The sequence below is a fragment of the Bradyrhizobium sp. USDA 4353 genome, assembly GCF_054063215.1.
Genome location: NZ_JBSSGB010000001.1, coordinates 3,983,329 through 4,003,607, shown reverse-complemented (window position 1 = coordinate 4,003,607; position 20,279 = coordinate 3,983,329). Strand labels below are relative to the sequence as shown.

The 20,279-nt window shown below is 64.9% G+C and carries 21 protein-coding genes and 1 pseudogene; 9 read left to right on the top strand and 13 right to left on the bottom strand.

Annotated features, from left to right (window positions below; translation table 11 throughout):
- Nucleotides 1-94: 94 nt before the first annotated feature.
- The 4 genes from ACVILH_RS17875 to fliL are packed head-to-tail and all read right to left on the bottom strand — an operon-like array spanning nucleotide 95 to nucleotide 3,066.
- The gene (locus tag ACVILH_RS17875; protein WP_456714059.1) at nucleotides 95-865 is read right to left on the bottom strand and encodes a MotE family protein; all 771 of its coding nucleotides are present in this window, start codon (nucleotides 863-865) and stop codon (nucleotides 95-97) included.
- Nucleotides 862-1,353 (bottom strand): DUF6468 domain-containing protein, encoded by a 492-nt coding sequence (locus tag ACVILH_RS17870; RefSeq protein ID WP_456714058.1) that lies wholly within the window; start codon nucleotides 1,351-1,353, stop codon nucleotides 862-864. The genes ACVILH_RS17875 and ACVILH_RS17870 overlap by 4 nt, the downstream gene beginning before the upstream one ends.
- Entirely contained in the window at nucleotides 1,350-2,552 is a 1,203-nt protein-coding gene (gene fliM / locus ACVILH_RS17865) for a flagellar motor switch protein FliM (protein WP_456714057.1), read from the bottom strand. Before fliM ends, ACVILH_RS17870 begins: the two co-directional genes overlap by 4 nt.
- 19 nt (nucleotides 2,553-2,571) lie before the next feature.
- Entirely contained in the window at nucleotides 2,572-3,066 is a 495-nt protein-coding gene (fliL, locus tag ACVILH_RS17860; protein ID WP_456714056.1) for a flagellar basal body-associated protein FliL, read from the bottom strand.
- Between the two features lie 377 nt (nucleotides 3,067-3,443).
- Between fliL and flgF the strand changes: the two genes are divergently transcribed.
- Genes flgF through flgH form a run of 4 tightly spaced genes read left to right on the top strand, consistent with a single transcriptional unit; the run spans nucleotide 3,444 to nucleotide 6,894 of the window.
- Nucleotides 3,444-4,208: a flagellar basal-body rod protein FlgF gene (gene flgF / locus ACVILH_RS17855; RefSeq protein WP_456714055.1), complete on the top strand. Its 765-nt coding sequence runs from the start codon at nucleotides 3,444-3,446 to the stop codon at nucleotides 4,206-4,208.
- Between the two features lie 25 nt (nucleotides 4,209-4,233).
- Nucleotides 4,234-5,022 (top strand): flagellar basal-body rod protein FlgG, encoded by a 789-nt coding sequence (gene flgG / locus ACVILH_RS17850; protein WP_008962507.1) that lies wholly within the window; start codon nucleotides 4,234-4,236, stop codon nucleotides 5,020-5,022.
- 19 nt (nucleotides 5,023-5,041) lie between these two features.
- Complete coding sequence (flgA, locus tag ACVILH_RS17845) at nucleotides 5,042-6,109, top strand: flagellar basal body P-ring formation chaperone FlgA (RefSeq protein ID WP_456714054.1); 1,068 nt, start codon at nucleotides 5,042-5,044, stop codon at nucleotides 6,107-6,109.
- Between the two features lie 5 nt (nucleotides 6,110-6,114).
- The gene (gene flgH / locus ACVILH_RS17840) at nucleotides 6,115-6,894 is read left to right on the top strand and encodes a flagellar basal body L-ring protein FlgH (RefSeq protein ID WP_456714053.1); all 780 of its coding nucleotides are present in this window, start codon (nucleotides 6,115-6,117) and stop codon (nucleotides 6,892-6,894) included.
- 718 nt (nucleotides 6,895-7,612) lie between these two features.
- On the opposite strand, the gene ACVILH_RS17835 is transcribed toward flgH, so the two are convergent.
- The 6 genes from ACVILH_RS17835 to ACVILH_RS17810 form a co-directional block, all read right to left on the bottom strand.
- Nucleotides 7,613-7,873: a hypothetical protein gene (locus ACVILH_RS17835; RefSeq protein WP_456714052.1), complete on the bottom strand. Its 261-nt coding sequence runs from the start codon at nucleotides 7,871-7,873 to the stop codon at nucleotides 7,613-7,615.
- A 74-nt stretch (nucleotides 7,874-7,947) separates the two neighbouring features.
- Nucleotides 7,948-8,739, bottom strand: a complete 792-nt coding sequence (locus ACVILH_RS17830) for a 2-keto-4-pentenoate hydratase (protein ID WP_456714051.1) — start codon at nucleotides 8,737-8,739, stop codon at nucleotides 7,948-7,950.
- A 165-nt stretch (nucleotides 8,740-8,904) separates the two neighbouring features.
- The gene (locus tag ACVILH_RS17825; protein WP_456714050.1) at nucleotides 8,905-9,933 is read right to left on the bottom strand and encodes an SDR family oxidoreductase; all 1,029 of its coding nucleotides are present in this window, start codon (nucleotides 9,931-9,933) and stop codon (nucleotides 8,905-8,907) included.
- A 96-nt stretch (nucleotides 9,934-10,029) separates the two neighbouring features.
- The gene (locus tag ACVILH_RS17820; RefSeq protein ID WP_456714049.1) at nucleotides 10,030-12,048 is read right to left on the bottom strand and encodes a sensor histidine kinase; all 2,019 of its coding nucleotides are present in this window, start codon (nucleotides 12,046-12,048) and stop codon (nucleotides 10,030-10,032) included.
- Between the two features lie 329 nt (nucleotides 12,049-12,377).
- Entirely contained in the window at nucleotides 12,378-12,743 is a 366-nt protein-coding gene (dksA, locus tag ACVILH_RS17815) for an RNA polymerase-binding protein DksA (RefSeq protein ID WP_172889752.1), read from the bottom strand.
- A 227-nt stretch (nucleotides 12,744-12,970) separates the two neighbouring features.
- Nucleotides 12,971-13,582 (bottom strand): NAD(P)-dependent oxidoreductase, encoded by a 612-nt coding sequence (locus tag ACVILH_RS17810; protein ID WP_456714048.1) that lies wholly within the window; start codon nucleotides 13,580-13,582, stop codon nucleotides 12,971-12,973.
- Nucleotides 13,583-13,726: 144 nt separating this feature from the next.
- On the opposite strand from ACVILH_RS17810, the pseudogene ACVILH_RS17805 reads away from it, so the two are divergent.
- A pseudogene (locus tag ACVILH_RS17805) lies at nucleotides 13,727-14,103 on the top strand (winged helix-turn-helix transcriptional regulator).
- A gap of 92 nt (nucleotides 14,104-14,195) precedes the next feature.
- On the opposite strand, the gene ACVILH_RS17800 reads toward ACVILH_RS17805, so the two are convergent.
- On the bottom strand, nucleotides 14,196-14,609 hold the full coding sequence (locus tag ACVILH_RS17800) for a flagellar assembly protein FliX (RefSeq protein ID WP_006614432.1): 414 nt from the start codon (nucleotides 14,607-14,609) through the stop codon (nucleotides 14,196-14,198).
- 271 nt (nucleotides 14,610-14,880) lie between these two features.
- On the opposite strand from ACVILH_RS17800, the gene ACVILH_RS17795 reads away from it, so the two are divergent.
- From ACVILH_RS17795 to ACVILH_RS17780, 4 genes are all read left to right on the top strand, one after another.
- Nucleotides 14,881-16,005: a flagellar basal body P-ring protein FlgI gene (locus tag ACVILH_RS17795; protein ID WP_456714047.1), complete on the top strand. Its 1,125-nt coding sequence runs from the start codon at nucleotides 14,881-14,883 to the stop codon at nucleotides 16,003-16,005.
- The gene (flgJ, locus tag ACVILH_RS17790; protein WP_456714046.1) at nucleotides 16,005-16,415 is read left to right on the top strand and encodes a flagellar assembly peptidoglycan hydrolase FlgJ; all 411 of its coding nucleotides are present in this window, start codon (nucleotides 16,005-16,007) and stop codon (nucleotides 16,413-16,415) included. The genes ACVILH_RS17795 and flgJ overlap by 1 nt, the downstream gene beginning before the upstream one ends.
- A 57-nt stretch (nucleotides 16,416-16,472) precedes the next feature.
- Complete coding sequence (locus tag ACVILH_RS17785; RefSeq protein ID WP_456714045.1) at nucleotides 16,473-16,958, top strand: hypothetical protein; 486 nt, start codon at nucleotides 16,473-16,475, stop codon at nucleotides 16,956-16,958.
- A gap of 219 nt (nucleotides 16,959-17,177) precedes the next feature.
- Complete coding sequence (locus tag ACVILH_RS17780) at nucleotides 17,178-17,564, top strand: hypothetical protein (RefSeq protein WP_456714044.1); 387 nt, start codon at nucleotides 17,178-17,180, stop codon at nucleotides 17,562-17,564.
- A 310-nt stretch (nucleotides 17,565-17,874) separates the two neighbouring features.
- Here ACVILH_RS17780 and flaF read toward each other — a convergent pair whose 3' ends face one another.
- Both flaF and ACVILH_RS17770 read right to left on the bottom strand, forming a co-directional pair.
- A complete protein-coding gene (gene flaF, locus ACVILH_RS17775) occupies nucleotides 17,875-18,240 on the bottom strand; it encodes a flagellar biosynthesis regulator FlaF (RefSeq protein WP_315715999.1) in 366 nt (121 codons plus the stop codon).
- A 373-nt stretch (nucleotides 18,241-18,613) separates the two neighbouring features.
- Nucleotides 18,614-20,191 (bottom strand): flagellin N-terminal helical domain-containing protein, encoded by a 1,578-nt coding sequence (locus ACVILH_RS17770; protein ID WP_456714043.1) that lies wholly within the window; start codon nucleotides 20,189-20,191, stop codon nucleotides 18,614-18,616.
- Between the last annotated feature and the right edge of the window lie 88 nt (nucleotides 20,192-20,279).

Here is a 20,279-nt window from a genome sequence, read left to right as displayed (position 1 = left end):
TTCCAGTTCGACATCCGCAGGACTGACGGATACGCCTGCCCCGTCACGCCGGAAGTCTAGGATTCGGCGTTTAAGGGCGCATTAAACATGCGGCTCAATTGCTTCTCACAGGCACGATCTTGCCTTCGATCTTCGGCAGCTCGGCGCTCGCCTCCGGCTTGTCGGCGCCGGCCCGGCGGGCGAGCTCGACGGTAAGCCGCTCGGCCGCCTCCGGCGTCATCAGGCCGAGAATGTCCGACATCTTGCGCGGCGCGATCTGCGAGGCGATCTCGATCAGCACGGACATTTCGAGCCGGTCGAACACCTTGGCGGCGTCCTTCGGCTTCATGCCCTCATACATCGTGACGATGCTCTTGAAGCGGGCATTGTCGGCCTCGGCCTTCGCAGCCTGCGCGCCGGAGATGCGGCTTTCGATCGCCTTCATCTCATCGGTCTTGGACTGGATGCGCTGCTCGGCGGCGCGCAACAGGCTCTCGCGGATGTCGATCTCGCGCTGGCGCGCCTCGAGCTCCTGGCGCCGCGACTGCAGCCGCTCCAGGATCGCCTTCTCCGCCGGCGAGACCTGCTGCTGGTTCTCCTCGGGCTTGATCACGATGCCGTCGGGCTTGGTGTCGGGAGCGGCAGGCTTCGGCGCCTCCTCCTTCTTCTCCTTCGGAGCGCCGTGGGTCGAGCCGGTGATGATGTCATTGTCCTCGCGGCCCGGGTAACCCAGGTTCTCCTGGGCCCAGGACCGCTTCGAGGATTGCGGGTCATAGTCGAACACATAGCCGCCATCGATCACGAGGCCGGCCACCTTCAGCACCGCGAGGCAGGCCACCGCGATCAGGACGACGGGAATGACGCGGATGTTACGGAACGCATTCATGCGGCAAGGCCACCAGTCCTTCGACGTTCAGAGAATGCCTGGGCGGCCGCGGCAACCGCCTTGGCGCCGGAGACGCGCACCGGCTCGGTCGTGATCGCCGGCACCGGAGCAGGCACAGGCGCTGCGACCGGCTCAGGGGCCGCTTCAGGCGCGGTGATCGGGCGCGCGGCGCTGGCGATGCGCGACAGACGGCGCACCACGCCGTCGCTCTCGGCAAGCTGCTTGCGCAGCTGGTCGGACATCTGCGTCGCGGCGGCGAGCTGATTGCCGAGATTGTCGTTGACGTCGCGCACCGCGAGCTTCAGCCCGCCGATCGCGCGCTCGGCGATCTCGGTCGCGGTGATCAGCTCGGCGATGACAGCCTTCAGCGAATGCTCGTCGGCCTTCAGCCGCTTCAGCCTGGAGTTCAAGAGCATGCAATAGCCGATGGTCAGCACCAGAAGGACCGCCACCAGGCTTTCGATGATCAATCCGAGGGAGTGGTTCATTGGGCCTCCATCAACTTGTTCTGGCCTTCGGCGCCTTCAAACATCGCAAGCGTCGTATTCGGCTTGCGCAAATTCTTGGTGACACGGATCGCGACGCGGTCGCCGACCCGGCCCATCCGTCCTTCCGTCAGCATCGTGCTGCCGCAGCGGACCGCGACCAGCGCGTCGGGACGGATGTCGAGCGGCAGGGTGTCGCCGACCTTCAGCCGCATCAGCTGCTTCAGCGGCACGTCAGCCTCATAGAGCACGGCATCGACGGCGATCTCGGCCTGCGCGATCTCGGTGGCGAAGTGGCCTTCCCAGACGGGATCGCGGCCGAACTTCTCGCCCATGAACATCTGCAACAGCACCGGCCGGATCGGCTCGATGGTCGCATAGGGCAGCAGCAGCTCGATGTTGCCGCCACGTTCTTCCATGTCGATGCGCAGGCGCACCAGGATCGCGGCATTGGCGGGGCGGCTGATCGCGGCGAAACGCGGATTGGTCTCGAGCCGGTCGATGGTGAAGCGCACCGGCGACAGCGGCCGGAAGGCCTGCTCGGCGTCGCTCAGCACCAGCTCGATCAGGCGCTTGACGAGATTGGTCTCGATCGTCGTGTAGGGCCGGCCCTCGACGCGCAGCTGGGTGTTGCCGCGGCGGCCGCCCAACAACACGTCGATGATCGAATAGATCAGCGTGGAGTCGACCGTGGCGAGGCCGAAATTCTCCCACTCCTCCGCCTTGAACACGGAGAGCACGGCCGGCAGCGGGATCGAATTCATGTAGTCGCCGAACCGCACCGAGGTGATGCGGTCGAGCGAGACTTCGACGTTGTCGGAGGTGAAGTTGCGCAAGCTGGTCGTCATCAGCCGCACCAGGCGGTCGAAGACGATTTCGAGCATCGGCAGACGCTCGTAGGACACCATCGCCGAATCGATGATGGCGCGAATGCCGGAATGGTCGTCGAGGCTGACCTCGCCCGCGGTGAAGCCAAGGAGATTGTCGATCTCCTCCTGCGACAGCACGCGCTCGCCGCCGTTCTTGGTCGCGCCGAAGTCGCGGCTGCCGTCCTCGACCATCGCGGCCCATTGCAGGGCCATCGATTCCGTGAGTTCGTTAGCTGCTGCGGCTTCCGCGGCCTCTGTGGGATCCTCCGAATCGAGCGAGGCCTCCCATTGCGCGGCTATCGCATCTTGGTCGACTGGATCGTTGCCTGCCATGATCTTGCGCGTCCGTGCCTTACTGAATCACGATTTCCTTGAACAACACCGCGTTGACCTGGTTGGGCGCCAGCGCGACGTTGACCCGCTTCGTCAGCTCCTCCTTCAGCCTGAACAGGCCCGCCGAGCCGTTGAGGTCGCTCGGCCGGAGCTCGCGCAGGTAGGTCTGGAAGATGTCGGTGACGCGCGGCAAGGTCGGCTTGATCGTCTCGACCTGCTTCTCCTCCTTCACCTCCAGCACGATCTTCACCTTGAGATACTGGACGCGGTCGCCGGGATTGCCGACCAGGTTGACCAGCAGGTCCGGCACCTCGACGAAGGCCGGCGGCTTCGGCGCGGGCGCCGCCTCGGCATGATGCTCGTCGTTCTTGTGGCTGAAGAAAAAGAAATAGGCCGCGCCGCCGACGCCGAGCAATGCCAGCGCACCGACGATCATGATGATCAGCTTGAGCTTGCTCTTGGGCGAGCCGACTTGCTCCTCGCCTTCGGCTGCTCCGGCTTCGTTCTCGGCCATAGCTTTCGGATCCTTCCGGAAATTCGAGCCGATGCCGCCAGAAAGCTTGATGACGCGAAACAAACGCTCCCAGCGCATCTGCGCTTTGTTGAGGGAACGCTACGGTAACAATGGTTAACGGAAGCTTTCTTTTATTAACGGAGTGGGAAAATCTTGCCGGGCAATTATGGTTAGCGAGACGTTATTGCCGGGCGTTTCGACCGCGGCCGAAAACACAACCCCCTGAATTCAAATACATTTCAGAGTTGGCACGGCTTTCGCTGTACCCCTTGCGAACCCGCCGGCTTGGGAGAGCCAAACGGTTCACAGAAGACCCGATCGAGACCGCCTTGGGAGAGGTGCCGCGACCGGGATTCGTTAAAAGGGGAGATCGACCGGTGGAGAATGCGCTTCTCATCGGATTGTCGCGGCAGATGGTGCTGGAGCGACAACTCGACGTCGTTGCCAACAACGTCGCCAACGTCAACACCAACGGCTTCAAGGCCGATCAGCAGCTGTTCGAGGAGTATCTCTCCTCTGGCGCGCATGAAGACAATTTTCCGGGTGCCGCCCGCAAGGTGTCCTACGTCCAGGACCGCGGCACCTATCGCGACTTCACGCAGGGCTCGATGGAGCGCACCGGCAACGCGCTCGACGTCGCCATCACGGGAGACGGCTTCCTGACGGTGCAGACCGCGGCCGGCGAGCGCTACACCCGCGACGGCAATCTGCACATGAACAATATCGGTCAGCTCGTCACCGCGGCCGGCGACCCCGTGCTCGGCACCGGCGGCCCAATCGTGTTCCAGCCGACCGATCACGACATCAACATCTCGCCGGACGGCACCGTGACCGTCGTCGAAGGCGTCAACCGCACCGACTCGATCCGCGGCAAGCTGCGCATCGTCAATTTCGCCGACCCGCAACAGGCGCAGAAGCAGGGCAACAACCTCTACTCCGCTGCCGGCGGCGTGACGCCGCAACAGGACACCAAGTCGACCGTCCAGCAGGGCTACATCGAGAAGTCGAACGTGAGTGCGGTCGGCGAGATGAGCAAGATGGTCGAAGTGATGCGTGCCTACACCCAGGTCGCCAACATGCTGCAGGTCCAGAGCGACATGCGCAAGAGCGCGATCGAGAAACTCGCCGACGTTCCGGCCTGACCGCAGAGATTGAAGGAGACATAAGATGCAGGCGCTTCACACCGCTGCGACCGGAATGGCGGCCCAGGAACTCAACGTCCAGGTGATCTCCAACAACATCGCCAACCTGCGCACGACCGGCTTCAAGAAGCAGACGGCGGCGTTCCAGGACCTGATCTACGAGCACATGCGCCGCGTCGGCGCGCAGTCCTCGGACCAGGGTACGATCCTGCCCGTGGGCATCGACATCGGCGGCGGCGTCAAGACCGTCGGCACGCCGCGCTCGATGACGCAAGGCACGCTGTCGCAGACCGGCAACGATCTCGACCTCGCCATCTCCGGCGAAGGCTTCTTCAAGATCCTGATGCCGGACGGCACCTTCCAGTACACCCGCGACGGCACCTTCCAGATGGACAATCAGGGCCGCATCGTCACCGCGCAGGGCAACCCGGTGCAGCCGACCATCACGATCCCGCAGAACGCCTCGGGCATCACGGTCAACTCGCAGGGCCAGGTCTCGGTCACGCTGCCGGGCTCGACCACCTCGAACATCATCGGCCAGCTCCAGGTCACCCGCTTCATCAACAAGGCGGGCCTGCAGCCGGTCGGCAACAACCAGTTCACCGACACGCCCTCCTCCGGCGCGCCGCAGGACGGCGTCGCCAACCAGGATGGCCTCGGCAGCATCACCCAGGGCAGCCTGGAGCAGGCCAATGTCGACGTCGTCAGCGAGATGAGCGAGCTGATCGCCGCCCAGCGCGCCTATGAGATGAACGCCAAGGTCATCTCCGCCGCCGACCAGATGATGCAATCCACCACCGCGTTGTTCCGCTGAGCGCTGAAGGGAGATCACCATGATGACCCGCACCGCCCGTCCCTTCCTTCTTGCTGCCGCGCTGCTGGCCTCGACTGCGATGTCGGCCTTCGCCGGCGAGGCCGACGACCAGATCAAGGCGCCCGTGCTGCGCGCGTCCGTCAACGTCACCGGCGACATCGTGCGTGTCGGCGACCTGATCGAGAATGCCGGCGTCGCGGCGAACGTCGCCGTCTACCGCGCTCCCGATCTCGGCACGACCGGCATCCTGCCGGCCGCGCAGGTGATCGCGACGCTGCGCAATCATCAAGTGATCGGCGTCGACGTCCGTGACATCAAGGAGGTCGCGGTCACCCGGCTCGCCCGCGCCGTCGATGCCAAGGAGATCAGCACCGCCGTCGCCCAGGCGCTGGATCACCGCAACGGTCTTGGTGATGCGGCGAATCTGAGCATCAGCTTCGACCAGCCGGTGCAGGACCTGAAGTTCGACGCCGCGAGCAGCGGCGCGCTGGCGCCGACCAATGTCCGCTTCGACCCGCGCAGCGGCCGCTTCGACATCACCTTCGAGCTCGGCCAGGGCAACGGCGCCAACCCCATCAAGCTGCGCTACAGCGGCGTCGCGATCGAGACCGTCGAGGCGGCCGTGCTGACGCGCAACATCGACCGCAACGAGGTGATCCGCTCCGGCGACCTGCAGATGGAGCGCCGGCCGCGCGTCGAGCTCGGCGGCGCCGAGCCTGCCTCCCGCGAGCTTGCCGTGGGCATGCAGATGCGCCGTCCGGCCCGCGCCGGCCAGGCGCTGAAGACGACCGACCTCGCCAAGCCTGACCTCGTGCAGCGCGACCAGGCCGTGACGCTGATCTACCAGACCGCGGGCATTTATCTCACCACGCGCGGCAAGGCGCTGGAGTCGGGCACCGAGGGCGACGTCGTCAACGTGCTCAACCTGCAGTCCAAGCGCACCATCACCGGCCGTGTCACCGGACGCGGCCAGGTCTCGGTCGAGGTCGCCGTCGCCAAACCGGCCCAGACCTCCGAAGCCGAGATCACAGCTCCCGTCTCTGTCGCCAGCCGCCTTCCGTCCAACGCCTCCTCGAAAGCCGAGTAAGTTTCATGTCGAAGTTCAAGTTTGATGGTCAGGGCGTTTCGGGTCTGCGGCGGGTCGCGCTGATCTCGGTCTCCTTCGCGGTGCTGTCGGTTGCCGGCGGTTGCTCCTCGATCGACCGTATCAGCCAGATCGGCGAGCGGCCGAAGCTGACGGAGATCGACAATCCGACCACGCAGCCGGGCTACAAGCCGGTGCAGATGCCGATGCCCAAGCCCGAGATGGTGTCCTACGCGCCGAACTCGCTGTGGCGCAACGGCTCCCGCTCCTTCTTCAAGGACCAGCGCGCCCGCCAAGTTGGCGACCTCCTCACCGTCACGGTCAGCATCTCCGACAAGGCCAACTTCGCCAACGAGACCCAGCGCAGCCGCACCAACAAGGAGGATTCGGGCATCACCGACTTCGTCGGCTCGAAGACGCTCGGCGCCACCGGCAAGAACATCCTGCCGGGCCGCATCCTCACCGCCGACGGCACCTCGTCCTCCGACGGCAAGGGCACGATCCAGCGCTCGGAATCCTTGACCACCAGCGTCGCCGCCGTGGTGACCCAGGTGCTGCCGAACGGCAACCTCGTCGTCGAAGGCAAGCAGGAGATCCGGGTCAACTACGAGATCCGCGAGCTGATCGTCGCCGGCATCGTACGGCCGGAGGACATCCAGAGCGACAACACGATCGACTCGACCAAGATCGCCCAGGCCCGTATCTCCTATGGCGGCCGCGGCCAGATCTCCGACGTCCAGCAGCCGCGCTACGGCCAGCAGGTCATGGACATTCTGCTGCCGTTCTGAGGCGAACTCCCACGTCACGGACCGGGCGGCCCCTCGCCCGGTCGTTCAAGAGAGCCGCCGACGGCTCCGTCGAGCATCGCAACGAGGACGAAGAGACACGACGAAAATCCCTCCCTCCAGGAGGGTCGGACAAGGGATTGGCCGAGCGCGACACAGGTCATGACAATGACCTCGCAGCCGCCGCCCTGCTCCTGAACACGAGCTCCCACATTGCCCAATGCGAACCTAGGCGCGGCGGGCAATGTATACGCGGCCTCCGGTAGCTCCCCTGCCGGAGGCCGTGTTCGTTTGGAGGCCGTCTACAGTTTTGTCGTGAGGTCGACGGGAGCACCTCGAATCCGTCAGCGATCAGCTCCCGGATTTTGGCGACGACCTTGTTCGCAAGGGTCGGATCCGGACCAAGGTTCGGAACGCGCTGATCGTGGAGGTCCGGAAAATAGTCGCTCGTGATCGGGAGTCGAGCGATGCGACTGACGTCGACGATAAAGGACTTGTTTTGGCCGAGCGCGAGCGCGCGTGCTTCATCGACGAGCAGGTGCTGGCGGGGCCGACGCGCACCTTCGTAAGCCGTTCGCATGCTCGTGTAGGCCACGACGGCGTAGGCTCCGTCTCCCGATCTGCCGACGCCCAAAACGAGAACAATGTGGGCGAAAGGTCCGGGCCCTCGCCTCTCCCTGAACGGGAAATTGCACCGGACGTAGTCGCCGGACCGCATGTCTCAGGAGAACAACATTCCGAGTGCCGACCGGCGCGCCGCAAAAGCCTCGTCACTCTCGCCGTCCTCCCGATCCAGCACAAAATCGGATCCCTGCTGAACTGCATCGTAAGCGAGGATGGTCCTCTCGCCAGGGTCGAGCTCCATCTCGCGCAGCAGCACGCGCATGACATAATCTTCGACCGACAACCCCTCCCGCTCCGCCCGCTCAGCAGCAGCGACAACGACGGATCTTGAGAGGCAGATGGTTTCCATATCGCTCATGAACGTCTCCTGACCCCAATATAGACCCGCCTGGACCGGAACGCGAGACATGCCCGGTCGGAGCTGTCCGTCCGTCACTCGAACGCCGCCTCGACCACGCCTAGACCGTCCAGCTCCATCCGCACCCGGTCGCCCGGCTTCAGCCAGATCGTCTTGACCAGGCTGCCGGTCAGCACCAGTTGCCCGGCTTCCAGCCCGTCGCCGCGCGAGGCGAGGTGGTTGGCGAGCCAGGCGAGCGCGTGCAGCGGATGGCCGAGCACGTCGGCGCCGGTGCCCTGCCCGGCCAAGGCGCCATTCACGAAGGCTCGGCCCTGCACCGCGCCGAGGTCGCCCGCCGCGTCGCGCGGGACGGCGGGGCCGAGCACGCAGCCTGCGGCGAAGAAATCATCGGCGACCAAGGTCGGGGCACCCATGGTCTCCCATTGCACATAGCGGTCGTCGACGATCTCGATCGCCGCATGGCAATCGCCGACAGCGTCGCCGACATGGGCGATCGTGAACGGCGCGTCCAGCGGCAGCAGGTCCTTGGCGAGCCGCACCGCGATCTCGCATTCGACTCCGACGCGAACGAAATCCCCCGCCCGCAACGTGACGCCGGAGGCGTGCACGCCGCCTGTGAACACGCCGCCAGCGCACGGATGCGGAATGCCAATATAGTCCTGCATCACCTTGCTGGTGCAGCCGATCTTGTAGCCGGCGAAATCGCCGATGTGCTCGGCCAGCAGCCAGTGAGCCTCATGCTGGATCTCATAGCCGGCTGCTTCATCCTTCGGCTGAAGGTGAGACGGCAGCGCCGCCAGCTTCGTCCTCTCGCGGCGGGCGGCCACGATCAGTTGCGCGGCGGCCAGAACCTCGTCTGCTCCCATGATCGTTCAACTCCCGCTGTCGGCCGCCCGAAGCGGCCTCTCAGATTTTATGGTTAACGGCTTGTTACGACGCAGCTTTTGCTGCCCGCTTCATCCTTTGTCGTGGCTGCTTCGCACCAGGTCGGAAGCGCACGCCCCGGTCGCTCAGATGGTGCTTGAACCGCCTCACGGCCGCACCAGGCCGAGCGTCAGCAGGCTCTCCGCGGTGGCTGTGATGATCTCATCATTCGGTCGCGGATTCCAGCCGAGCAGCCGACGCGCCTTGTCGCCGGAGGCGGCGCGGCGCAATCCGAGCAGCGGCTTGACGTCACGCAACTGGGGAACGCCGAGCGCCACGATGCGGGCCAGCCAGTTCGGCATCTCCAGCCGCGGCGCGCGTCGTGCCGCCGCGCCCATCCGCCTCCGCAACACGGCTGCGATCTCGAGCACGGACAGCGGCGGCCCGGCCACCGCCAGGAACCGCTCGCCTCTCGCGGCGGGGTCGGTCATGGCCCGCAGATGCAGGTCGGCGACATCACGGACGTCGACTAGCCCGAGATAGATCTGGGGCGCGAGCGGCGCCCGGCCCTGCATCAGCGCCTGGACCAGCGCGATCGACGGCGAGAAATCCGCTGACAACACCGGGCCGAGCACGGCGACCGGGCAGATGGTCGCAAGCTCGAGCGCGCCACCCTCGCGGGCGAGGAAGTCCCAGGCGGCGCGCTCGGCCAGGGTCTTGGACTTGGGATAAGGCTGCACGTCGGGACCGTCGAGGTCGGTCCAATCGGCCTCGTCGAACGGCCTGTCCCGCGGACTATGGCCATAGGCGACGGCGGAGAAGGACGAGGTCAGCACCACGCGCTTGACCCCGGCGTCGCGTGCCGCCCGCAGCACCCGCAACGTGCCGTCGCGCGCCGGCACGATCAGCTCGTTCTCGTCCTTCGGCACGTAATCCGGCAGCGGGGAAGCGATGTGGAGGACGTAGTCGCAGCCCTCTGCGGCCGCGGTCCAGCCGTCATCCCGGGTGAGGTCGGCAGCATGGAAGGACACCGCGGCGGCATCAGACGCACCGCCGCGCTGGAGCATCGCCAGGATCTCACTTTGGCGGTCGAGATTGCGCAGAGTGGCGCGCACGCGATGGCCGGCTGCGATCAGCTGCAGGATCGTATGCGCCGCGATAAACCCCGAACCGCCGGTGACGAGAACCTCGCTCATCGCAATTGCCTCATCAGCCTCGCTCCACCGCTCGATCCCCGGTGAGACGTCATGGCAGGATGAGATGGCAGGGCGATGTCGGCGCCCAGCCCCAGTTCAGTTCGCCTCGCTGATGGCGCCGATGCTGCCCTCGTTGCGCGTCTCCAGCCACGGCAGCTCGAACTGACAAGTCAATCCGGTCTCGGCAAAGGTGCGCTGCAGATGCCTCACCGTGCGGGTCAGGAGCCGGCTGCCGAATCCAACCACCGGCGGCTCCGTCGCCGGCGGTCCGCCGGTCTCCTGCCACCTCATGTGGAGCGCATCGGGCCCAAGCGACCAGCCGACCTCGACACGGCCGTCCGGGGTGGTCAGCGCGCCATATTTGCTGGCGTTGCAGGCCATCTCGTGGATGACCAGCGCCAGCTGTGTCGTCAGCTCGACCGGGACCAGGATGGTCGGGCCGCTCAGCGCGAGCTGATCCGGCGTGCTGGCGAACGGTGCGACCTGGCTGGTGATCAGCCCGGCGAGATCGGCGCCCTGCCAATCGTTCTCCGCGAGGCTGGTGTGCACTGTCGCGAGCGCGTGCAACCGCGAAGTGAAGTCACGCACCTTGGCGTCGTGCCGCGGCAGCAGCTGATGCGCTAGCGACTGCACCACGGCGAGGCTGTTCTTCACACGGTGGGCCAGCTCGTGCACCAGCAGCTCGCGCCGGCGGTCGGCCTCCTTGGCCGCGGTGACGTCGATGTTCACTCCGATCATCCTGAGGTCGTTGCCGCTCTCGCCACCCAGCGTTCGGGCACGAGCCTCGATCCATCGGATGGAGCCGTCGGGCAGCTGCACACGCCACTCCGAATCCAGCTCCCCAGTGATCAGCGCCTGCTTGTTGTCCCGGTCGGCATTCGCCTGATCCTCGGGATGGACGAGCGACAGCCACGCCTCATAGGTGCCAGGAAACGTGCCGGGCTTCAGGCCATAAAGCTCCTCGATCTCGTCCGACCAGCGGCTGGTGCCGGCCTGGCCATCCCAGATGAAGGTGCCGAGCCGGCCGTATTTCGCGGCCAGCTTGAGCTGCTCGGCAGTGCGCGCAGCATCGTCCCTGGCCTTGGCCAGCATCGCGAAATTCTCCTGGATGATGCGCGCGCTCTCGGCCTGCGCCTTCTCGGCCGCGGCAAGACGTGCGTTGAGCGCACGCACCTCCGGTGGATCGGAGGGTGCGGCCTCGCCGGGGTTGGTGCTCTTGACCGCGATGCTTTCGAGCGGCCGGGCGATACTTCGACCGATGCCAGCGGCCAGCAGCAGCGCCAGGGCACAGATGGTGGTCGCCGCGATCGTCGCGGTCTTCACCGTCGAGGAGATCGCCTGCGCGAACGCCCCCTGCTTGATGCCGACCCCGACGGTCCAGCCACTGAGCTGCGGATGGGCGTTGGCGTTGATGACGCGGTCGCCCTCGATCGACGGAAATTCAGCGATGCCGTCGGCCCTGGAGGTCGCCCGCCACCCCGCCGACGCCAGCTGCCCAGTGGTGGTCGCATTCTTCGGGATGCGGGAGATGTAGCGGCCCTGGCCGTCCATGATGCCGACCAGCCAGTCCGCCGGCAACTGCTGCTGGGCCAGCAGCCTCGTGTAGTTCGTGGCCGGCATGGCGATCGCCAGGCACCGGAATGGCTTGCCGTCCTTGAACACGGGCACGTCGACGGTTGCCACCCACTCGCCCGAGTTCGGGCCGGTGAAAATGTCGGAGATCGACGGCCGGCCCGATGCAAAGGCCCGCTCCTGCGAACGGCGCCCTTCGGGCGTCCGCTCGCCGAGCGGCTTGCCAGGAAGTGCCAAGGTATTGAGAAGCAGATGGCCGTTGGCGTCGGCGACGATAATCCAGCCTTCGCCGCTGACCGCTCCGACGCGGCGCGCTTCCGCCTCGAAATCGGCAAGATCAGCCGCGCTGAGATCAGGAGATTTCCCAAGCACCTCGGCGAGCGCGAGATAGCGCCGGAGTTCGGCATCAACCGCGCCGGAGATCGTCTGAGCGGCGTAGGACAGGCCACGACGGATCGAGGCATCAGCCGATTGCGCCATGGAGACGATCACATAGGCGATCAGCCCGACGCAGGGCAGGAACAGGATTCCGGCCAGCAACAAGAGCCGCCCCTTGATGCTCAAACCGCCATATGAATGCTGTAGCGCGGCCAGCAGGCCTCCGCCCGCACCGTCCGATCTGTTCGGCTCCCGCATAGTCCCCCGCGGCTCGTTCCAACACGGAACCGCGAACAATTCCCAGACTGCGGAAAAGTTCCTTGGGGGAAGAAGAAAGGCGGCAAGCGGGTTGATGGAGGAGTCGAAGTGCTGCCGCCCAGCAACGCAAGATCGGATCACGCCGCGAAAACGGCGTGGCCGCATCGATATCGGATCGCTGCGGCCGCTCCCGGCAGGCGGCCGCAATCCCTGCTCATCGAGGTCCGCGCCGCGACCTACTCGTCGCGGTAGACCTTTTCACGCTTCTCGTGGCGTTCCTGCGCCTCCACCGAGAGCGTTGCGATCGGACGGGCTTCGAGCCGCTTCAGCGAAATCGGCTCGCCGGTCTCCTCGCAATAGCCGTAGGTGTTGTCCTCGATGCGCTGGAGCGCGGCGTCGATCTTGGAGATCAGCTTGCGCTGGCGGTCGCGGGCGCGAAGCTCGATCGCCCGGTCGGTTTCCGACGACGCGCGATCGGCGAGGTCGGGGTGGTTCACGTTCTCCTCCTGCAGAGCCTGCAGGGTGAGCTTCGATTCGCGCAGGATCTCCTCCTTCCATGCCAGCAGCTTGGCGCGGAAGTAGTCGCGCTGGCGGTCGTTCATGAAAGGCTCTTTTTCGGAAGGTTTGTAGTTCTTCAACTTTTCCAAGGTCAGCCCATCTGTACGTGCTGGCGCCGGTCGCGGCACCGGCGGACGGAATACGCCCGTTCGCGGCCGCGTTATATAGCGGCCTCTTGTGACAGACAATATTTCCATCGACACGGGCGCCCCGCCATGCCGCCGTTGTCCAGCCCAAATTGCGGCCGGCCGGCGGGGCGCCAAGGACTGCCTTAATAGCCGACCGTGAAACGGGCCCGCCGGTGCGCCGGACGCTCGATTTCGTCGGCCATTGCGACCGCGAAGTCCTCGAAGGTGATGAAGCTCTTGCCCTCGGCGTCGGCCAGCAGCTGGTCCGTTCCGAGCCGGAACTTGCCCGTCCGGGCGCCGAAATCGATGATCGCGGAGGGCGACAGGAAGGTCCAGTCGAGCTCCGTCTCCTGCCGGAGGCGATCCAGGAACGCCGCGCCCTTCTCAGCTTCGGCCTTGTACATGGCCGGAAAGTTCGGCGTCGTCACCAGCCGCACGCCCGGCGCGACCTCCAGCGAGCCGGCGCCGCCGACGACGAGGTAACGAGATACGCCCGAATCCTTGGCGGCGCCGATCAGCGCCTCGGCATCGCTGGCCAGGAAATGGATCGAGCTGATCGCGACGTCATGTCCGGCCCACAGCTTGGCAAGTGCGGCGCGGTCGTTGGCATCGCCCTGCACCGCGGTGACATTGGCGTGCTTCTCGATCTTGTCCGGATTTCGCGCAATGCCGGTGACCTGATGGCCGCGATTGGCAAGCTCGGCGGTAATGCGCGACCCGGCCCGGCCCGAGGCGCCGGCGACGGCGATCTTCATGGTGCAACTCCTTCGTGAGCGATCGTTCGGTCGGATCGGAGGCTCTGGACGAGCCGCCTTGGTATCCGATAGTGACTAGATAGCGGAACGAATGCTGGTGTTAAGAGCGCACTTTAAGATCACCAGGTCACGCCGGAGTAACCGATGCGAGCCCCGAACGTCTATTCGGCCCAATGCCCCACCCGACAGATCCTCGCGATCGCGTCGGCGACAAATGGGCCGTGCTGATCCTGATCCTGCTGCGCAACGAGCCGTTGCGATTCAATCAGTTGCGGCGCTCGATCGAAGGCATTTCGCAGAAGATGCTGTCGCAGGTGTTGAAGAGCCTCGAGCGCGACGGGCTGGTGCGGCGGCGCGCGATCGCGACCGTTCCAGTGACGGTTGAATATTCGATCACATCGCTTGGATTGACCTTGGCCGCCGCCGTCGATCCCCTGCGCGACTGGGCCGAGCATCATCTGAAGGACGTCATGGCCGCACAGCGGCGCTACGACGCACAGGCGACGTCGAAGGCTGCCTAGGCATGATCCGGAAAAGTGCGCAGCGGTTTTCCGAAAAGATCATGCGCAAACAACAACCCAAAGCGCGATGATCTCATCGCGCTTTGGTCGCTTCAGCCCTGCCCCGCCTTGGCGAGCTCGACCTCGACGCGGAGCTCGATCTCCGAGAGGATCGCATCCAGTCCCGGCTCGCCCGAGGTCTGCTTCAGGTCGGCCGCCGCGTCCCGCAGCCGCAGCGCCATCGTCCTGTCGAGCTTGCCGGACAACAGCGACAGCTTGAGATCGTCCAGCACGTCGAGGGCGCGCTTGCCGCGCTGGACCGAGCGCTTGCGGCGCTCGGCCGGATCCTCCTCGATGCCTTGCAGCGCCAGCAGCGCATCGATGTTCGCGGTCTGCTTTGGCGCGAGCGTCGCGCGCGTCTCCTGGGTGGTGCCGACGTCGGGCAGCTTGAAGCCGCCGGACGAGGTCTTTCGCGTGGAGCTGGTCGACGTGCCCAGCGTCGTGCCGTTCGGTCCGTAGATGCGCATCAATGGCTCCCCGCAGGCTCTCGCGTGTCGGAGCGGAGATTGGCCGCGTCGTGGTTAACGGTGCGTAAATGGCCCGGCAAATTCTGCCGGGGCGGCAGCTTCGTTCCTCCGGAGTAGCCCGGGATCGCGAGAAGGCTCGCGATTGATTTCACACTCTATCAATGAGTTAGCCGGGAGCATCGCGCTGGCACGGCCCTCGCATAGTTAACGCCGATCATGCGGTCATGGGAGTGGCCAAGTGATCACTTGCAGAGTTCGAGGGGAGCATAGGATGCGACGCGTCCGATCTACGCGCCTGTTTCAGGCCGCTTGCGCCGCCATGCTGGCGCTGGCCTCTACCGTCATGTCCGCACATGCGACGTCGCGGATCAAGGATCTCGCCAATATTGAAGGCGTGCGCCAGAACCAGTTGATCGGCTACGGCCTCGTTGTCGGCCTCAACGGCACCGGCGATACGCTGAACAACATCCCGTTCACCAAGCAGTCGCTGCAGGCGATGCTCGAGCGCATGGGCGTCAACATCCGCGGCGCCACCATCCGCACCGGCAACGTCGCGGCCGTGATGGTGACCGGCAATCTGCCGCCCTTCGCCACGCAAGGCACGCGCATGGACGTGACGGTGTCGGCGCTCGGCGACGCCAAGAATTTGCAGGGCGGCACCCTGCTCGTCACCCCCCTGCTCGGCGCCGACGGCAACGTCTACGCGGTCGCGCAAGGCTCGCTCGCGATCTCCGGCTTCCAGGCCGAGGGCGAGGCCGCCAAGATCGTGCGCGGCGTGCCGACCGTCGGCCGCATCGCCAACGGCGCCATCATCGAGCGCGAGATCGAGTTCGCGCTGAACCGCCTGCCCAACGTGCGGCTGGCGCTGCGCAATGCCGACTTCACCACAGCCAAGCGCATCGCCGCGGCCATCAATGATTTCCTCGGCGTCAAGACCGCGGAGCCGATCGACCCCTCGACGGTGCAGTTGAGCGTGCCGGCGGAGTTCAAGGGCAACGTCGTCGCCTTCCTGACAGAGATCGAGCAGTTGCAGGTCGATCCGGATCTCGCCGCCAAGATCGTCATCGACGAGCGCTCCGGCATCATCGTGATGGGCCGCGACGTCCGCGTCGCCACCGTCGCGGTGGCGCAGGGCAACCTCACCGTCACGATCTCCGAGAGTCCGCAGGTCAGCCAGCCCAATCCGTTGTCACGCGGCCGCACCGTGGTCACGCCGCGCACCAGCGTCGGCGTCCAGGAGGACGGCAAGAAGTTCGCGGTCGTCAAGGACGGCGTCTCCTTGCAGCAGCTCGTCGACGGCCTCAACGGCCTCGGCATCGGCCCGCGCGACCTGATCAGCATCCTGCAAGCCATCAAGGCGGCCGGTGCGATCGAAGCCGACATCGAGGTGATGTGATGGCTACCTCCTTCATCGACTCCTATGCCGGCCGCACGCCGCTCAGCATGCCCAGCGCGGCCGCCAAGACGTCGCCGCGCACCGATATCGAGCTTTCGGAGGCCCTGACCAAGGTCTCCCCCAAGGCGCAGGCCAAGGCCAAGGCGACCGCGACCGACTTCGAGGCGATGTTCCTCAACTCGATGTTCTCGCAGATGACGAGCGGCGTGAAGGGCGACGGTCCGTTCGGCGATACGCCGGGCACCGGCGTCTGGCGCTCGATGCTGACCGAGCAATATTCGAAGAACTTCGCCAAGGCCGGCGGCGTCGGCATCTCCAACGACGTCTTCCGCACCCTCATCCTGCAGCAGGCCAAGAGCAACAACGCCGGCAACAACGCCGGCAGCAGCTCCAACACAGCCACACCGTAACCGTAAGCGTAGACATCGCGCGGGGTCCGCAGCGCCCCACGCCGACAGGAGTTTTCAATGAGCGCACAGGGTCAGGCGAAGAAGACGACCTACACGGCCGCCGCAACCGCGGCAGAGGCACGCGCGCTCGCTGACGAGATGGTCAGCGTCATGAGCGAGCTGATCGCGGTCATCGAGCAGGAGACCGAGCTGGTCCGCGCCGGCAAGCTGGCCGAAGGCATGGCGTTCGGTCCGAAGAAGACCGAGCTCTCGCGTCACTACGTCACCGCGGTAGGCCGCCTCAAGGCAAGCCAGAATTTCATGAAGCAGACCGCGCCGGAGCTGCTCGCCACGCTGCACCGCCACCACGACACGTTCCGAGCGATGCTGCAGGTCAACCTGACAGTGCTCGCGACCGCGCATGCGATCTCGGAAAAGATCGTGCGCGGGGTCAATGCCGAGGTGCAGCGAAAGAACATCCCGAGCACCTATACCGCTGGCGGACGCCGCGCCGCGCCCGGCGCGCGCCACCTCACCCCGCTCGCGGTCAGCCGGACGCTTTGACGCCGGCGGCGCCGGGACGCCTTCGCCCTCCATTGGAAAGCCGTGCCGCCCAACGGGCCGCACGGCTTTCGCCGTTTAACGCTCCAATAAGCCTAAAAGGCCGGCACGATCTACAACCCAACGTTCATCCTATTTCCTAACATAACGTTGATTGGTCATCGGCATAGTTGCAAGCGGGACGGGGATGGGAATTGACTCGATGGCCATGAGGAGGCTGCCATGAGTTCCGATTTCAGCGTGAGACCAGTAGGGGCGCCTGCGGCGGCCCCGCTAATCCAACCGTCGAGTCCGGCGGTGGCGAGCGCTGTTCCAACGGACCTTCCTCCGAGCCAGACCGTGACCGCGGCCGACAGCAGCGTCCCGGTGCGCAACGACGTGCCCGCCCATGCTGCAAACGATCTCTTCGTGTCGCACCAGGCCTATTACGACCGGGCGGCGGCAGCGATGGTGTTCCAGGTGGTCAACCGCAAGAACGACCAGGTCGTGGCGCAATATCCCGACGAAGCCGTGCTGCGCCGTCGTGCCTATTTCAATACGCTCGACATGCAGAAGGACCTGCAAAAGGAAGACGTGCCGCGGGTGACGGCGACCGATCGGACCGCCTGAGACACATTGCGGGGCGACAGCTCCGCACTCGCCTATCTCCGCGCCGCCCAATGGGCGGCGCCGTCACGAGGTGGTCTGTGATGCCTGCGGGGCTCAGCCGCTCTGGGTCGCGTCGGTCGTGTCGAGATAGGTCTGACGGGGGGCGGCGTCGGTCACCACGTTCCTGACCTGCTGCCCTGATCGAGCGTTGGGTCGACCGCGAGACATTTGCTGTTGCTGCGCGCCGTGCTGAGCACGTTCGACTTAGAGGAGGCGGACAGGATGCTGGTGAGATCAGCCACGGCGATGCCGCCCCTGTCCGTCCGGCCGATCAGCTGCGTCCGGAGAGGCCCGCGGCGATGTGGCAGTTGATGTCGATGAGCGACTTCAGCTTCGCCGGATCCGGATCCATCTGCATCTCGATGGTCTGCTTCATGACGAAGACGCCGATATTGGCGATGTTCTGCCGGATGTCGAGCGGGTTGGGATTGTCATCCGCCTCCATCGCGCTCATGAAGATCGTCCACAGGCGCCGGTTGAACAGCAGCGCCTTGTACATGTTGCGATCAGGACCGTTCCAATTGGCCTGAACTTCCTGCAGCTGCCGTGCCGCCTTCAACAATGCTTGCGCTTCGATCTCCCGTGGTGATGCCGTCGTTTGCGACGTGCGTGCATAGGCTTGAGCGGCATATGACATCAAGTACTCCGGACTGACGCTGGGACACCAACAAACTGCACGGAGTTTGTACGTTGCGCGCGTTTAAAATATGGTTAGCAGCTGTTAGCGGATTTCGCCTCTCGATATCAGCAGATACCGAAAACAACCGGGCCTGCGAGATCTCTTAACATGATGCGAACGCGCCGCTTCAAATTGTTCGAAAAAATTCGCCGTGCATTTGCCGCGTCGAACGATCGACGATGCTGCCATGACTCGCATCCTCGCGCATGTGCCGCGTGGAGACCGAATGCGAACAGAGCGGCATGCAGCAACGACAGCATCGACCAACGCGCAAAAGCAAAAGCGGCGGGCAAGGCCCGCCGCTTCGCAAGAGTTGGGTTCGCGGTCGCGCTTAGCGCAGGAGCTGCAGCACGCTCGCCTGCGACTGGTTGGCGAGAGCGAGCGCGGACACCGCGATCGACTGGCGGGTCGACAGCGCCTGGCTGTTGGCCGCTTCCTCGTTGGTGTCGGCCAGCGTCAGATTCGACGAGCCGGTCTGCAGCACGTTGATCAGGTTCTTGTTGAAGTCCTGGCGGATCTGCACGATCGACAGGTTCGAGCCGAGCGAGGAGGCCTCGGAGCGGATCGCGGTCGAGGCGCTGTTCAAGGTGGTCAGCACCTTGTTCGCCGAGTTGCTGTCGAGGAAGTCGGTGCCGACCACCAGCGACGACAGGCCGAGGCCGGTGCTGTTGAAGGTCACGCCGGTGATATTCAGCGTGGAGCGGCCGGTCTCGTTGAAGGTCAGCTTCAGCGTATCGCCGTTCAGCAGGTTGATGCCGTTGAACGAAGCGTCCTGGGCCGTGGTGTTGATCTGCGCCAGCACGTTGTTGTACTGCGCGATCAAGCCTGCGCGGGTCGTCTGCGAGTTGGTGTCGGCCACCGGGGTGGAAGCCGCCACGCCGTTGAAGGCCTGGCTCGTCAAGGTCGAGGAGCCGGCGATCGCACCAATCGTTGATGACGCCGCTTCGTTGGTCGTGAGGATCGTGAGCTGGCCGGTCGTGCTCAGGCTCGCCTGCAGGTTGTTGGCTGCGAGCGCCGTGTTGAGTTGCGCCAACGTCGATATCTGCGAGGCGCCTGTGCCGAATGTGATGTTCGTCGCGACACCGCCGCCTGTCGAGGCAATGGTCAGCGTCTGGCCTGACAGCGCCGGTGGACTTCGAGAGAACGGATAGGTTAAGGGGGACCCCAATCCAAGCTTCCCCAGCACTGTACCCGAAATATTAAGATCCTGCGCCGTGCCTGTGGCAACGACTATCTTGCCGCCTGACACCGAGGACGGCGTCGCGCTGGCGCCGGTTACCGAATCGATCGCAGCCAGGAGGTTGTTTAGGGTATCGCCGACGCCGATATTCGTTCCGGCGGAGACTGAGCCGGCCACAAAGGTGAAGGACACGCCGTTGACGATGAGCGTGTCACTGGTCGTGATGCTGGTCGAGAGGTCGTTGGATGACGAGCCCGAGGTGCCCGACAGCCGGGTCGTCCCGGTAATCGCGGCCGGCGTCGTATTGTCGTTGTTGACCGCGGCACCCGTCGCGAAGGCATTCGAGGAGCTGCCCAGCAGATTGTTGGCGGTCGCGCCGGGGATCACCGCGGACGTGATGCTGGATTTGGTGGTGTAGCCCGTGGGGGCCTGAAGAACCTGGCTCGCGATCGACTTTGCGCTGTCGACCAGCTTCTGGAGCGAGGTCAGACCGGTATTCGCCGCCTGCAGAACCTGGACGCCGTTGCCGATGCTGTCGAGCAGATTCGCAATGTCACTCGCGCGGTTGTTGAGCGATTGCGCGGTGAAGAATTCGGTGGGGTTATCGAGCGCCGTGTTGACCTTGTTGCCGGTGGCCAGGTTGTTTTGAGTCGTGGCCAGCAGCGATGCAGTATTTTGCAACGCCAGCAGGTTTTGGCGAACCGAAGCCGAAAGAACGATACCGGACATGTTTGTGAAACCTTCCTAGTTATTCACCAGGCGGTTCTAGAACAGGTACTTTTAAAACATGGTTAATGGCACTTTAAATTTCTTGCTT

Excerpts from the sequence above, each read along its gene's own strand:
- ACVILH_RS17875 (WP_456714059.1), bottom strand. The coding sequence starts at position 865 with ATGAATGCGTTCCGTAACATCCGCGTCATTCCCGTCGTCCTGATCGCG.
- ACVILH_RS17870 (WP_456714058.1), bottom strand. The coding sequence starts at position 1,353 with ATGAACCACTCCCTCGGATTGATCATCGAAAGCCTGGTGGCGGTCCTT.
- fliM (WP_456714057.1), bottom strand. The coding sequence starts at position 2,552 with ATGGCAGGCAACGATCCAGTCGACCAAGATGCGATAGCCGCGCAATGG.
- fliL (WP_456714056.1), bottom strand. The coding sequence starts at position 3,066 with ATGGCCGAGAACGAAGCCGGAGCAGCCGAAGGCGAGGAGCAAGTCGGC.
- flgG (WP_008962507.1), top strand. The coding sequence starts at position 4,234 with ATGCAGGCGCTTCACACCGCTGCGACCGGAATGGCGGCCCAGGAACTC.
- flgA (WP_456714054.1), top strand. The coding sequence starts at position 5,042 with ATGATGACCCGCACCGCCCGTCCCTTCCTTCTTGCTGCCGCGCTGCTG.
- flgH (WP_456714053.1), top strand. The coding sequence starts at position 6,115 with ATGTCGAAGTTCAAGTTTGATGGTCAGGGCGTTTCGGGTCTGCGGCGG.
- ACVILH_RS17835 (WP_456714052.1), bottom strand. The coding sequence starts at position 7,873 with ATGAGCGATATGGAAACCATCTGCCTCTCAAGATCCGTCGTTGTCGCT.
- ACVILH_RS17830 (WP_456714051.1), bottom strand. The coding sequence starts at position 8,739 with ATGGGAGCAGACGAGGTTCTGGCCGCCGCGCAACTGATCGTGGCCGCC.
- ACVILH_RS17825 (WP_456714050.1), bottom strand. The coding sequence starts at position 9,933 with ATGAGCGAGGTTCTCGTCACCGGCGGTTCGGGGTTTATCGCGGCGCAT.
- dksA (WP_172889752.1), bottom strand. The coding sequence starts at position 12,743 with ATGAACGACCGCCAGCGCGACTACTTCCGCGCCAAGCTGCTGGCATGG.
- ACVILH_RS17810 (WP_456714048.1), bottom strand. The coding sequence starts at position 13,582 with ATGAAGATCGCCGTCGCCGGCGCCTCGGGCCGGGCCGGGTCGCGCATT.
- ACVILH_RS17800 (WP_006614432.1), bottom strand. The coding sequence starts at position 14,609 with ATGCGCATCTACGGACCGAACGGCACGACGCTGGGCACGTCGACCAGC.
- ACVILH_RS17795 (WP_456714047.1), top strand. The coding sequence starts at position 14,881 with ATGCGACGCGTCCGATCTACGCGCCTGTTTCAGGCCGCTTGCGCCGCC.
- flgJ (WP_456714046.1), top strand. The coding sequence starts at position 16,005 with ATGGCTACCTCCTTCATCGACTCCTATGCCGGCCGCACGCCGCTCAGC.
- ACVILH_RS17785 (WP_456714045.1), top strand. The coding sequence starts at position 16,473 with ATGAGCGCACAGGGTCAGGCGAAGAAGACGACCTACACGGCCGCCGCA.
- ACVILH_RS17780 (WP_456714044.1), top strand. The coding sequence starts at position 17,178 with ATGAGTTCCGATTTCAGCGTGAGACCAGTAGGGGCGCCTGCGGCGGCC.
- flaF (WP_315715999.1), bottom strand. The coding sequence starts at position 18,240 with ATGTCATATGCCGCTCAAGCCTATGCACGCACGTCGCAAACGACGGCA.
- ACVILH_RS17770 (WP_456714043.1), bottom strand. The coding sequence starts at position 20,191 with ATGTCCGGTATCGTTCTTTCGGCTTCGGTTCGCCAAAACCTGCTGGCG.